The following is a 12,982-nucleotide window of genomic DNA, read 5'->3' as shown; positions in this document are numbered from 1 at the left end:
TGAAATCCTATCGGAATATAAATGGTATATACTTGCTAACTTCAAAAATTCAATTTTTTTACAAAATTATGGATGAGTAAGAGCTTCCTATGATAACAGAACCAAAAACAGCTTTAGTTGCAGATTGGCTTGTCACCTATGCGGGTGCTGAGCGCGTAATGACTGAAATATTAAAAGTTTTCCCAAAATCAGACCTATTTGCTGTGATTGATTTTTTAAGCGATGAAAGTCGACAGCATTTTTTAGGTAAACACGCCCAAACAACATTTATTCAAAAATTTCCTAAAGCTGAAACAAAATACCGCAATTATCTTCCATTTATGCCTTTAGCCATTGAGCAGTTAGATGTCTCTGCCTACGATGTGATTTTATCGAGTAGCCATGCAGTAGCCAAAGGTGTGCTTACGGGGCCAGACCAACTGCACATTAGCTATGTTCACTCGCCTATACGCTATGCATGGGACTTACAGCATCAGTATTTACGTGAGTTGGGGCTCACCAAGGGCATAAAAGCCATTATTGTACGTTGGTTATTACACAAAATTCGGATGTGGGACTACCGCACCGCCAATGGGGTAGATCACTTTGTTGCAAACTCTAAATTTATTGCGCGTCGTATTCATAAGGTATATGGCCGCGAAGCAGATGTGATTTATCCACCTGTAGATACAGATCGCTTTACACTACGTGAAAACAAAGATGATTTTTACTTTACCGCTTCACGTATGGTGCCTTATAAGAAAATTGATCTAATTGTTGAAGCTTTTTCCCATATGCCAAATAAAAGATTGGTCGTGATTGGGGATGGCCCAGATATGCAAAAAATCAAGTCTAAAGCGACATCTAATATCGAAATTTTAGGGTATCAACCGAACAGCGTGATGCAAGATCACATGCAGCGTGCTAAAGCCTTTGTATTTGCAGCGGAAGAAGATTTTGGTATTACACCTGTTGAGTCTCAAGCATGCGGCACACCCGTGATTGCTTTTGGTAAAGGTGGGGCATTAGAAACCATCAATTCGATTCACTCTGCAAATCCAACGGGCGCTTTTTTTAATAAGCAGGAAGTCTCAAGTGTGATTACGGCAGTTGAAGATTTTGAGCGGAATTGTGATTTATTTTTGCCAGAAAACTGCCGTAATCAGGCTTTAAAGTTTTCCAATCAGCGCTTTCACACTGAAATTGAGCAGTATGTTCAGCAGAAATGGGTTGCCAAAAAAGAATCGATGCAATAGTTTAAAATTATTCAAGCCGAGCATTTCGCGCGGCTTGAATAGGTTAACTGTTGTTTAACAACGACCGTAAAGATCTTCAAATCTTACAATATCGTCTTCGCCCAAATAAGAACCCGATTGCACTTCAATTAGTTCAAGCTGAACTTTACCTGGATTTTCAAGCGCGTGAATCTCGCCTAAAGGGATATAAGTCGACTGATTTTCTGTGAGTAGAAATGACTCTTTTCCTTTATGAATTTTAGCGGTGCCATTCACCACAATCCAATGTTCAGAGCGATGATGGTGCATCTGGATCGAAAGTTTCTGGCCAGGTTTCACTGTAATTCTTTTTACCTGATAGCGTTCTGCATGGTCGATACTGTCGTATTTGCCCCATGGTCTGTATACTTCGCGATGACAGAAATGCTCGGTACGCCCTTGTTCTTTAATAGTTTCAACAATCTTTTTAATGTCTTGTACTTTAGATTTGTCTGCAACCAGTATGGCATCTTTGGTTTCAATCACGACCAGATTGTCAACGCCAAGTAAGCTCACCAAGCGGCTTTCGCTAAAGACATAGTTATTTTGGCTTTTTACAGTAATTACATCACCCTGAATCACATTACCTTGATCGTCTTTATTTTGAATATCCCACAGCGCAGACCAAGAGCCGACATCGTTCCAGTTGGCATCGAGTGGCACCACCACTGCATCTTGGGTTTGTTCCATCACAGCATAGTCAATCGATTCAGAACGGCACTGTTTAAAAGCCTCTTTATCAATCCGGACAAAATCTAGATCTGCTTTGGTGTCTTGCATTGAAGTAACGCACGAACTGTAGATATCTTGCGCATAATTTTGCAGTTCGTTTAAATAAACATCGGCTTTAAACATAAACATGCCGCTGTTCCACAGAAATTTCTTGCTCTCTAAATACTGCTCGGCTGTGGCGGCATCGGGCTTCTCTACAAAGCGCTGTACCTGAAAACCATTGAGTGCTGCATTACCTTTTTCGATATAGCCATAGCCGGTTTCGGCATGTGTAGGCACAATACCAAAGGTGACCAGTTTGTCGTGTTTTGCAAGTTCTAGCGCTTGCATAATACTGTGTTCAAATTGCGCTTGCTCAGTAATTACATGATCTGCTGCTAACACCAGCATGATGGTATCTGAGTCTTTTGCTTGTTGGGTCTGGTACAGTGCCGCCAGCGTAATCGCGGGCGCTGTATTTTTACCTTCAGGCTCCAAAATAATTTTGGCGGTTATGCCAATTTCGCGCATTTGCTCTGCGGCCAAAAAGCGATGTTCTTCGTTACAGATCAGAATTGGGTCTGCACAATCAAGATTTTTTAAACGTAAAAGGGTGGCTTGTAATAACGTGTAGCCATCTGGAGAGAGTTTTAAAAATTGTTTCGGATATTGTGTGCGTGACAAGGGCCATAGGCGGGTGCCGCTACCACCTGCCATAATGACAGGTAAGATTTTAGTTGTCATGTTAAACCTATAATTGATATATGTACCTAAATACACGCATAGATATACACGAATTATTGCTGTTTAGGAATCTTATTATTCTAATAATATGAGGTACCACTTAGTGGTTTGTCATAAGTAATACTTACTTTGATCTTACAATTGATTAGGCAAGTAATACCTACATAACTCTTAATCTTAGTTTTTGTTCATGGCCTGTTTTGTCCTCTTGTAATTCATTTACCTCCATCTTTTTTATCGCCTCACCCAAAGCGGTTATAGCTAATTTTTTAATAGAGTGGTTATTTGGGGTTTGTATTTCATCCACCAAAATGCGTATCGCATCTTGGCTTCCTAGTTCACCGAGTGCCTGAATTGCTGCACATTTTTCTTTTGCACTACCAAATTTGATGATGTTAGATAAGGTACTAATGACAAATGCTTTATGCTCGGTGGTTTTGGCTATCGCACCGATTGCAGCTAATCTCACATCCAGAGAATTGGATTGTGTCAATTTTACCAAAAACTCAAATTCAGCTTTCAATGCGAAACCCTCTATAATCATAAAGTAATCCTATACTTTATTGATTTTTATTTTACATATATCAACATTGTTAAGATATTAATTTTTAAAAATATTTTTATGTTAATTGTGATTAAATTTACGTAGATTTACAAAAAAGTGCTTTGCTTCGCAATTGTAAATTCTGCTTTATATTTCTTGTTATTATTAAAAATCTCTAATAAAAGTATAACGAAAAAAATGACACATTCCGATAGGGAGAATGTTGTAGAATAACTGCATCTATTCACAGAATAATCAACGTTTATGTCGTCTTGCATGCCTCTAGATCTTCAAAATCTTCGTATTGCTATCATTGGTTTGGGCTATGTGGGCTTACCGCTGGCCGTCGAGTTTGGCAAGCATGTTGCTGTCGTCGGGTTTGATATCCATCAAAAACGCATCAGCGAGCTACAGCAGGGGCAAGACCATACGCTTGAGGTCAGTGCAGATGAGCTGCAACAGGCCAAGCATTTGCACTATTCGTGCGATGTCTCAGATTTGCAAGATTGCAATTTCTTTATTGTGACTGTACCCACCCCGATTGACCAGTTTAAACAGCCCGACCTCACACCGCTCATCAAAGCGTCACAAACCATTGGTCGCGCACTTAAAAAAGGCGATGTGGTGGTGTATGAGTCGACGGTATTTCCAGGCGCAACCGAAGATGTCTGCGTGCCGATTTTAGAGCAAGTGTCGGGTTTAAGCTTCAATCAGGATTTTTTTGCGGGTTATAGCCCCGAGCGTATCAATCCTGGCGATAAAGCGCACCGTGTGACCAATATTTTAAAAATCACGGCGGGTTCTACCCCTGAAATTGCAGATTATGTCGATGCGGTGTATCGGTTGATTATTGAAGCTGGCACCCATAAGGCACCAAGTATCAAGGTGGCTGAGGCAGCCAAGGTCATTGAAAACACCCAGCGTGATGTCAATATTGCCCTGATTAATGAATTGGCGATTATTTTTAATAAAATGGGCATCGACACCGAAGCAGTACTTAAAGCTGCAGGCACCAAATGGAACTTTTTACCGTTTCGTCCGGGCTTGGTTGGGGGCCACTGTATCGGGGTCGATCCGTATTACCTGACCCACAAGGCACAGGCCATTGGGTATCACCCTGAAATTATACTGGCAGGCCGTCGTTTAAACGACAACATGAGCATGTATGTGGCCAATCAGCTCATCAAAACCATGAACAAAAAGCGCATCCAGATTGAAGATGCCAAGGTACTGATTTTGGGCCTGACCTTTAAAGAAAACTGTCCCGATATTCGTAATACCAAAATTGTTGATATCGTGACGGAGCTAAAAGACTTCAATATGCAGGTCGATATTTACGACCCGTGGGCAGATGCTGAAGAAACGCGTCATGAATACGCGATTGATCTGGTGGCCCAGCCTGAGCAAGGTCATTACGATGCGATTATTTTAGCGGTCGCCCATGATCAGTTTAAAGCGATGGGCAGTGAAGCGATTCATGCATTAGGACGTGCCAATCATGTGGTCTACGATTTAAAATATGTACTGGATCACGCGCAGTCGGATATCCGTTTGTAAGTTGTAGTGCGGTTAAGTGGAGAGATCATCATGACGGCTTATCAAGATCTGTGTACGTCGCTCAAAGCGACACCCAGCACATGGTTGGTGACAGGGGTTGCAGGTTTTATTGGTTCAAATCTGCTCGAAACCTTGCTGAAATTAAACCAGCGTGTGGTGGGGCTAGATAACTTTGCCACAGGGCATCAGCACAATTTAGATGAAGTTCAAGGCTTGGTCAGCGCTGAACAGTGGGCCAATTTTCGTTTTATTGAAGGTGATATTTGCGATCTGCACACCTGTCATGCGGCATGTGCGGGCGTCGATTACGTTTTACATCAGGCTGCACTCGGTTCTGTACCACGTTCATTAGACGATCCGATTACCACCAATAGTGTCAATATTGGCGGCTTTTTAAATATGTTGGTCGCGGCTCGAGATGCGCATGTGAAAAGCTTTACCTATGCTGCCAGTAGCTCTACCTATGGTGATCACCCCGCATTACCTAAAGTTGAAGACAATATTGGTAAGCCACTTTCACCCTATGCGGTTACCAAGTATGTTAATGAAATCTATGCCGATGTCTTTGCACGTAGTTATGGCTTTGAGTGTATCGGCCTGCGTTATTTTAACGTCTTTGGTCAGCGCCAAGATCCAAATGGTGCCTATGCGGCGGTTATTCCAAAATGGACTGCAGCCATGATTCAGGGCCAAGATGTGTTTATCAACGGTGATGGCGAAACCAGTCGCGATTTCTGCTTTATTGAAAATACAGTACAAGCCAATCTGTTGGCTGCAACCACCTCATCAGAAGCGGCCAAGAATCAGGTGTACAACGTGGCAGTTGGTGACCGTACCACGCTCAATCAGTTGTTTGAGGCAATTCGTAATGCACTTGCGAATAATCATGTGCAATACGCAAAAGATGCGGTACATCGGGAGTTCCGTGCAGGAGATGTAAGACACTCTCAAGCGGATATCTCCAAAATTAGTCACTTACTGGGTTATGTACCGACACATAAATTTGCACAAGGTATTGAACAGGCCATGCAGTGGTATGTGCAGGATTTAACCTGATTTCAATGTATAAAAAGCTTCTGTCGTCGTCTGCACTGGTACTTTTAATTGGTCTGGCTGTTAGTGCATTAGGCTTTGTCAAAGAAATGCTGGTGGCCTATCACTTTGGGGTATCCAGTCAAATTGACGTATTTTATCTGGCCTTAAGCGTTCCGCTGTATCTGGTCAGTTTATACGGCTCATCCATCAATGCCACCATTATGCCTGCCTATTTGCAGGCCAAGGCTGAGCAGGCACAAGCGCTATTTTTCTCCGAAATGATGGGGCTGAACCTGCTGTTTTTAGTGCTGCTCAGTGGGGTTTGCGTGGCATATAGTGTGTTGTTACAGCCATTTTTTTTGCATGCCACACCCGAAAAAAATCAGCAAATCATCACAATAGGCCTGCTGCTTGCGCCTATGATTGTGGTACAAGGTCTGACCTCTTATTTTGACAGCATTCTAAATGCCGAAAAACGAAGCCTGATCAACAATCTATTTTCGCTATTTATTCCTTTGGGCACCATTGTGCTACTCAGCATTCAGCAGATTCCTGCGGCACTGTTGCTCACCTGCGGCTGGTATTTGGGCTTTGGGCTACGTTTGGCGGGGCAGTATCTGACCTTACGGCGGCAGATCGCGTTTCAGTGGCAGCGCCCGCGTAGTGTGCTCTTTTATAAGCATCGACCATTGATTCAAGATTTTTTCTGGATTGTGTTTTCATCGGCAATTTTGGGTTTATTACCAGTCATTTCAAATTATCTGGCGGGTTATTTAGGCGATGGGCAGGTGGCGAGTTTGAACTATGCCACCAAACTGGTGTCTACGGGCCTGATGCTGGTCGGCATTATTATCAATTCGGTGTTGTTCCCGCATATTGCCGAGCAGATTGTAAAAGACTCTGCCCACGGAATTCGCGAAGGATTAAAGCTGGCGGCTTTGAGCTTTGTGGTGTTTGCGCTGTTGCTGTTGCCGCTGTATTTTTTTGTAGAGCCTATTGTCGCGCTGGTGTTCGAGCGTGGTCGCTTTAGTGCCGAAAGCACGGTACAGGTGGCCTATATTTTAAAGTATTTGCTGCTGTATATTCCGTTTTATGTGCCGTGTGTGCTGCTGTCGAGGCTTGTGGTATCGTTACGGATTTCGCGTATTTTTGTGCTCGGCAATCTCATTTCACTGGTCTTGTTTTTTTTGTCGGGTGCCTACTGGATTGTGTATTTAGGCAAGGGCATAGAAAGCCTAGGCTGGGCCCTGATGCTGGTGTATCTGGTATCGGCTGTGTATTTACTCACGCACATTGTGCTGTATAGGAAACGTCCGCAATGAAAAAAGTAGCCTTGATCATTCCGACTTTGGGCGGCGGCGGTGCTGAACGTACCGCAGTATTGCTGGCCAATGGTTTTGCCAATGCCGGACTGGAAACTTACGTCATTGCGGTCAATCTTGCAGGCGAAAAATCCAAACTCAAAGCTGAGTTGACTCCTGCTGTGCATTTGGTCGATTTGGCCTGTGGTCAGGTGAAGTACATGACGCGGCCATTGGTGGCATGGCTCAAGCAGGTACAGCCCGATGCGCTGATTAGCACCATGACCCACACCAATATTATGGTGTATTGGGCAAAACAGTTATCGGGTATCAAAACACGCCTGATTTGCCGCGAAACCAGTACAGCCAGTGTGAATTTAAAACATCGTACTGGCCTAAAAAAGTGGCTACTACAAAGCGCGATGCGCTGGGTGTATCAGCGCTGTGATGTTTTGGTTCCGGTATCGCAAGGCGTAGCAGACGATATGCAGCAGTATTTGGGTACTGCCTTGCCGAAAACACACGTGATTTACGATCCCGTGATTACGCCGGAGCTATACCAACTGGCCCAAGCAACAGTTGAAGAGCCTTGGTTTCAGCCCGAGCGTAGCATACCTGTGATTGTGGCGGCTGGGCGATTAACCGAAGCCAAAAATTATCCGCTGTTGCTGCATGCGTTTGCTCAGCTGATCCAGCGCACGCCGGCACATCTCTTTATTCTGGGCGAAGGTGAGCAGCGCGCTGAGTTAGAGAGCCTGATTCATACTTTAGGGCTTCAACAATATGTGGCACTGCCGGGCTTTCGTGCCAATCCATTTGCATACATGGCCAAGGCCGATGTGTATGTGATGAGCTCAAAATGGGAAGGATTACCCGGTGCGCTGATTCAGGCATTGGCTTTAAAGCTCAATATTGTGTCGACCGATTGTCCGAGTGGGCCACGTGAAATTCTGGAGCAGGGGCGCTATGGTGTTTTGGTGCCCAATCAGGATCAGGCGGCACTGAGCGATGCACTGTTTAGGGTTTTACAGGGCGACATCCAGACAGATCGGGCTCAACATCCAGAACAGGTCTATGGCTTGGATGCCATTACACAGGCCTATCTGGCCCTGATTTAGGAGAGGCAGCGCATGAAGGTGTTGCATGTTATTACAAACTTTTCTGCGCTGGGTGGCGCAGAGAGCATGCTCTCGCGTCTGATTCAGGCACAGCCCGAGCACGAACATCATGTGATCGCGCTGATGCGGGTCAATGATACTTATCAAGCTGCACTAGATCGTTGTGCATCGGTAAAGGCATTGCACTGGAACGGCATCAATACTTTGTCTTGTTTGCTACAGTTGCGCCGGCAGATCAAAGCGCTTCAGCCGGCGGTGATCCAGTGCTGGATGTATCATGCCAATGTGCTGGTCTCGCTGGCCTGTTTGGGTGGGGCGTCGCATCCACCCGTTGTATGGGGAATTCATCACTCCTTGGCTGCGCTCAAAGATGAGTCAAACAGCACCAAACTGGCTTTACTGCTTAGTCGTCGTCTTTCGGCTCGCCCCGAGGCCATTGTATATTGTGCGCATGCCGCGGCTCAGCAGCATCAACAATTTGGGTTTCACTCGGCACGCGGCAGTGTAATTCCCAACGGAATTACACTGCAAGACTTTCATACTCAAGCCGAGCGTCACACGCCGATGGTGATTGGATTTGCCGGACGCTACCATGCTGCCAAAGGTTTCGAGTATTTATTTGCCATGATCGCGAAGCTGCAAGCGCTTCCAGTGGTCTTTCATCTGGCGGGTAAGGGCGTAGAGGCAGAGCAGCCTGAGATTGCCGAGTTAATGCAGCGCTATCAGATTGCACCGCATAAAGTGATATGCTTCGGGCCAGTCCACGATATGCCACGTTTTTACCAAGGGCTGGATCTGCTGGTGATGACCTCAATTACCGAAGGCCTACCAACGGTACTGATCGAGGCGATGGCTTCGGGTGTGCCTTGTGTGACCACCGATGTGGGCGATGCAGGCTTCATTGTGCAAGAGACTGGCTATGTGGTCCCTGCGCGTGATGTCGATGCATTGGCCGATGCAGTAACGCATTATTTTAAATTGTCCGATACAGACCAACAGATTTTAAAAACCCAAGCGCGTGCACGTGTTGCTGCACAGTTTAGTCTTGATCATGTTGCGGACCAATACGCAGCACTTTGGGCCTCTTGCCAATGAAATTTTTAATGATTAGCAGTTATTTGCCGTCGGTACTCAACTTTCGAGGCAAACTTTTAGAAGCCATTGCCACACAAGGGCATGAAGTTGTCGTGATTGCGCCCAATCATGCCGATTTCCCCGAACAAGTGACAGCACTGACACAGTTAGGCTATACGCTGCTCGAAGTTCCTATGCAGCGTACAGGGACCAATCCGCTGGCCGATCTGAACACGCTATTTGCGTTATATCGCGTGATTCGTCGGTTACAGCCAGATATGGTGTTGTCTTATACCATTAAACCTGTGATCTATGGCACATGGGCGGCATGGCTTGCTCGCGTGCCACAGCGCTTTGCCCTGATTACCGGATTGGGCTATGCATTTCAGCGTGGTGAGGGGCAGGCCAAAAGTTTGTTTCAGCGTGCTGTGCACGGCCTGTATAAAAAAGCCCTGACCTATAGCGATAAGGTTTTTTTTCAAAATCCAGACGATCTGGCGCTGTTTCGACACATGAATTTGATCGAGCGCAATAAGCCTGCCGTGGTTGTCAATGGCTCAGGGGTTGATCTGGCTAAATTTGATCAGGTTGAATTGCCAAGACAGTCAAACGGGCAGCCGAAAGTGGCGTTTCTATTGATCGCACGCTTGCTCGGCGATAAAGGTGTGCGAGAATATGCCGCTGCTGCTGCGAAAATTAAAGCCACGTATCCCGAGATCGAATTTCATCTGGTGGGCTGGATTGACCAGAATCCGTCTGCAATTGACCAAAAAGAACTGGATCAATGGGTGCAAGAGCAACGCGTCATGTATTGGGGTAAACTCACAGATGTTCGTCCGGCCATTGCCGCAACATCGGTCTATGTATTGCCCTCATATCGTGAAGGTACGCCACGTACCGTGCTAGAAGCCATGGCGATGGGCCGTGCTGTCATTACCACCGATGCACCGGGCTGCCGTGAAACCGTGATTGAAGATGAAAATGGTTATCTGGTTGCAGTAAAATCGGTAGATGCGTTGGTGAATGCGATGCAGCAGTGTATCGACCAGCCAGCACGAGTAGAAGATATGGGACAACGTTCTCGGGAAATTGCTTTAACCAAATATGATGTGCATCGGGTGAATGCACACATGCTGACCGAAATGGGTGTGAAGCCGTCATGCTAAAACGAAGCCTTGATATTGTGATTGCATCCACTGCACTGGTGGTTTTATCGCCGCTTTATCTGTATGTGGCGTATAAAGTCCGTAAAAATTTGGGCTCACCTGTACTGTTTCGTCAGACACGTCCAGGTTTGCATGGCAAACCTTTTGATATGATTAAGTTTCGCACCATGACCGATGCACGTGATGCCTCTGGGCAGCTTTTGCCGAATGATCAGCGACTGACACCCTTTGGTAAGATGCTACGCTCGACTAGTCTTGATGAAATGCCCGAGCTATGGAATGTGATTAAAGGCGACATGAGTATTGTCGGACCGCGTCCATTGTTAATGGAATACTTGCCGCTGTATAACGAAGAGCAGGCCAAGCGGCACAATGTACGCCCGGGCATGACCGGCCATGCACAGGTCAATGGGCGTAACTCGATTAGCTGGCAGGAAAAATTTAAACTCGATACTTGGTATGTCGAGCATCAGTCGATCTGGCTTGATTTTAAAATCATGCTACAGACCGTCAAAAAGGTGCTGATTAAAGAAGGCATCAATCAGTCTGAGGCCGTGACCATGACGCGATTTACCGGAAATCCAAAAGATGACGAGCGAACCCCTTAAAACGCTTTATGCCATTTATGGCGCCAGTGGTTTTGGGCGCGGTGTCATGCCGCTGGCGCGTGCCCAGTTGCAGGCGGCTGATTTAGAGAGTGCTTACGAACTGGTATTTATCGATGATGCCGAATCGGCTGAATGGGTCAATGGACACCGTGTGCTGTCGTTTGATGCATTTGTGGCACTTGAAGCGACAGCGAAATATGTCTGTATTGCCATCGCCAACAGCCAGATACGTGAACGACTGGTACAAAAGCTCGAACAACACTCGCTTGAGCACTGGAGTGTATGGGCTGCGACCCAGATCCAGATGGATGATGTGCAGATTGGACAAGGCGCCGTACTGTGCAATCATGTGCATTTCAGCTCGAATATTCGTGTAGGCGATTTCTTTCATGCCAATTATTTTAGTTATGTGGCACACGACTGTGTGATTGGCAATTACGTCACGTTTGCACCGTCGGTCAAGTGCAACGGCAATGTGCATATTGGTGATCACGCCTATATTGGTGCTGGCGCCATGCTGCGGCAGGGAACCTCCACTCGGCCATTAATGATTGGTCGTGGCGCTGTGGTGGGAATGGGGGCCGTCGTCATCGACGACGTTCCCGATGGCGCAACGGTGGTGGGTAATCCAGCCCGTATTATCAAGATATCAAGATCAGGACCTTCAGCATGTTAAATACTGCCTTCGCCCCATGGCCCAGTTTTACCCAAGAAGAAGCGGATGCAGTCTCGAATGTGCTGCTCTCCAATCGGGTCAATTACTGGACGGGTCAACATTGCCGTGATTTTGAAAAAGAATTTGCCGCATGGGCGGGTGCTGCCTACGCGGTCGCAGTTTCCAATGGCACCACTGCACTGGATTTGGCTTTAAAGGCGCTAGATATCGGTGCAGGAGACGATGTGGTGGTCACATCACGTACCTTTTTGGCTTCGGCCAGCTCGATTGTCACTGCGGGTGCCAATCCGGTTTTTGCCGATGTTGAACTGGATTCTCAGAATATTTCTAGAGCCACCATTGAAGCTGTCATTACGCCCAATACCAAAGCCATTATCTGTGTCCATCTGGCGGGGTGGATGTGTGATATGGACCCGATTATGCAACTGGCGCAAGAGCGCGGTATTTATGTGATTGAAGACTGTGCGCAGGCACATGGTGCATCGTATAAAGGCAAATCTGCGGGTGCAATTGGGCATATTGGTGCATGGTCGTTTTGTCAGGACAAGATTATGACCACCGGGGGTGAAGGCGGTATGGTCACCACACAAGATGAATATCTTTGGAAAAAAATGTGGGCCTATAAAGATCATGGTAAAAACTATGACAGCGTGTATCACACCCCACATCCACCCGGATTTCGCTGGTTACATGATTCCTTTGGAACCAACTGGCGTATGATGGAAATGCAAGCGGTCATTGGCCGCATTCAACTCAAACGAATGGCCGAATGGACATTGCTGCGTACCCAAAATGCCATGCAAATTCTGGCAGCCTTTGAAAATTCGCCGTATTTTTTGGTGGCAAAACCTGCCGTCGATACAGTACATGCCTATTACAAATGTTATGTACAGGTGATGCCAGAACAATTGCCACCGGGTTGGTCACGTGATCGAATCATGCAAGAAATTACCGCACTGGGCGTGCCGTGTTTCAGTGGTTCATGTTCTGAAGTTTATCTCGAACATGCTTTTGACCACACGCCATGGCGCCCTGCACAGCGATTGCCCAATGCACGCGCTTTAGGGGAAACCAGCCTGATGTTTTTGGTGCATCCAACCTTAACCCAAGACAATATGCAGCAGACCTTGAGTGCCATTCAGCAGGTACTTGAGCAATTAGATGCTGCGCGTACGCAGACCCAGTGACCAACGCA

General features: G+C 46.2%; 12 protein-coding genes. 10 read left to right on the top strand and 2 right to left on the bottom strand.

Features of this window, described 5'->3' with window-relative positions; all coding sequences use genetic code 11:
- Window positions 1-89: 89 nt before the first annotated feature.
- The gene (locus Aso01_RS10880; RefSeq protein ID WP_004941769.1) at window positions 90-1,235 is read left to right on the top strand and encodes a glycosyltransferase family 4 protein; all 1,146 of its coding nucleotides are present in this window, start codon (window positions 90-92) and stop codon (window positions 1,233-1,235) included.
- A 54-nt stretch (window positions 1,236-1,289) separates the two neighbouring features.
- Here the strand turns inward: Aso01_RS10880 and Aso01_RS10875 are convergent, their stop codons facing one another.
- Both Aso01_RS10875 and Aso01_RS10870 read right to left on the bottom strand, forming a co-directional pair.
- On the bottom strand, window positions 1,290-2,708 hold the full coding sequence (locus Aso01_RS10875) for a mannose-1-phosphate guanylyltransferase/mannose-6-phosphate isomerase (RefSeq protein ID WP_004941766.1): 1,419 nt from the start codon (window positions 2,706-2,708) through the stop codon (window positions 1,290-1,292).
- Between the two features lie 160 nt (window positions 2,709-2,868).
- Window positions 2,869-3,252: a HEAT repeat domain-containing protein gene (locus Aso01_RS10870; protein WP_004941764.1), complete on the bottom strand. Its 384-nt coding sequence runs from the start codon at window positions 3,250-3,252 to the stop codon at window positions 2,869-2,871.
- Between the two features lie 276 nt (window positions 3,253-3,528).
- Here Aso01_RS10870 and tviB point away from each other — a divergent pair, with 276 nt between their 5' ends.
- The 9 genes from tviB to Aso01_RS10825 are packed head-to-tail and all read left to right on the top strand — an operon-like array spanning window position 3,529 to window position 12,974.
- Entirely contained in the window at window positions 3,529-4,809 is a 1,281-nt protein-coding gene (tviB, locus tag Aso01_RS10865; protein WP_004941763.1) for a Vi polysaccharide biosynthesis UDP-N-acetylglucosamine C-6 dehydrogenase TviB, read from the top strand.
- A gap of 30 nt (window positions 4,810-4,839) precedes the next feature.
- Complete coding sequence (locus tag Aso01_RS10860; protein ID WP_004941759.1) at window positions 4,840-5,865, top strand: NAD-dependent epimerase/dehydratase family protein; 1,026 nt, start codon at window positions 4,840-4,842, stop codon at window positions 5,863-5,865.
- A 5-nt stretch (window positions 5,866-5,870) separates the two neighbouring features.
- On the top strand, window positions 5,871-7,166 hold the full coding sequence (locus Aso01_RS10855; protein WP_039910154.1) for a lipid II flippase MurJ: 1,296 nt from the start codon (window positions 5,871-5,873) through the stop codon (window positions 7,164-7,166).
- On the top strand, window positions 7,163-8,263 hold the full coding sequence (locus Aso01_RS10850) for a glycosyltransferase (RefSeq protein ID WP_004941754.1): 1,101 nt from the start codon (window positions 7,163-7,165) through the stop codon (window positions 8,261-8,263). Before Aso01_RS10855 ends, Aso01_RS10850 begins: the two co-directional genes overlap by 4 nt.
- Window positions 8,264-8,275: 12 nt before the next feature.
- On the top strand, window positions 8,276-9,358 hold the full coding sequence (locus tag Aso01_RS10845; protein ID WP_004941751.1) for a glycosyltransferase: 1,083 nt from the start codon (window positions 8,276-8,278) through the stop codon (window positions 9,356-9,358).
- A complete protein-coding gene (locus tag Aso01_RS10840) occupies window positions 9,355-10,503 on the top strand; it encodes a glycosyltransferase family 4 protein (RefSeq protein WP_004941748.1) in 1,149 nt (382 codons plus the stop codon). Before Aso01_RS10845 ends, Aso01_RS10840 begins: the two co-directional genes overlap by 4 nt.
- Window positions 10,497-11,111: a sugar transferase gene (locus tag Aso01_RS10835; RefSeq protein ID WP_004941746.1), complete on the top strand. Its 615-nt coding sequence runs from the start codon at window positions 10,497-10,499 to the stop codon at window positions 11,109-11,111. Before Aso01_RS10840 ends, Aso01_RS10835 begins: the two co-directional genes overlap by 7 nt.
- Window positions 11,092-11,787 (top strand): acetyltransferase, encoded by a 696-nt coding sequence (locus Aso01_RS10830; RefSeq protein WP_004941743.1) that lies wholly within the window; start codon window positions 11,092-11,094, stop codon window positions 11,785-11,787. The genes Aso01_RS10835 and Aso01_RS10830 overlap by 20 nt, the downstream gene beginning before the upstream one ends.
- The gene (locus tag Aso01_RS10825; RefSeq protein WP_004941741.1) at window positions 11,781-12,974 is read left to right on the top strand and encodes a DegT/DnrJ/EryC1/StrS family aminotransferase; all 1,194 of its coding nucleotides are present in this window, start codon (window positions 11,781-11,783) and stop codon (window positions 12,972-12,974) included. Before Aso01_RS10830 ends, Aso01_RS10825 begins: the two co-directional genes overlap by 7 nt.
- Window positions 12,975-12,982 lie beyond the last annotated feature (8 nt).

The organism is Acinetobacter soli (genome assembly GCF_000760595.1).
GTDB classification, from domain to species: domain Bacteria; phylum Pseudomonadota; class Gammaproteobacteria; order Pseudomonadales; family Moraxellaceae; genus Acinetobacter; species Acinetobacter soli.
Note: the sequence above shows the minus strand (reverse complement) of the source record. Positions and strands in the feature narration are given on the sequence as shown.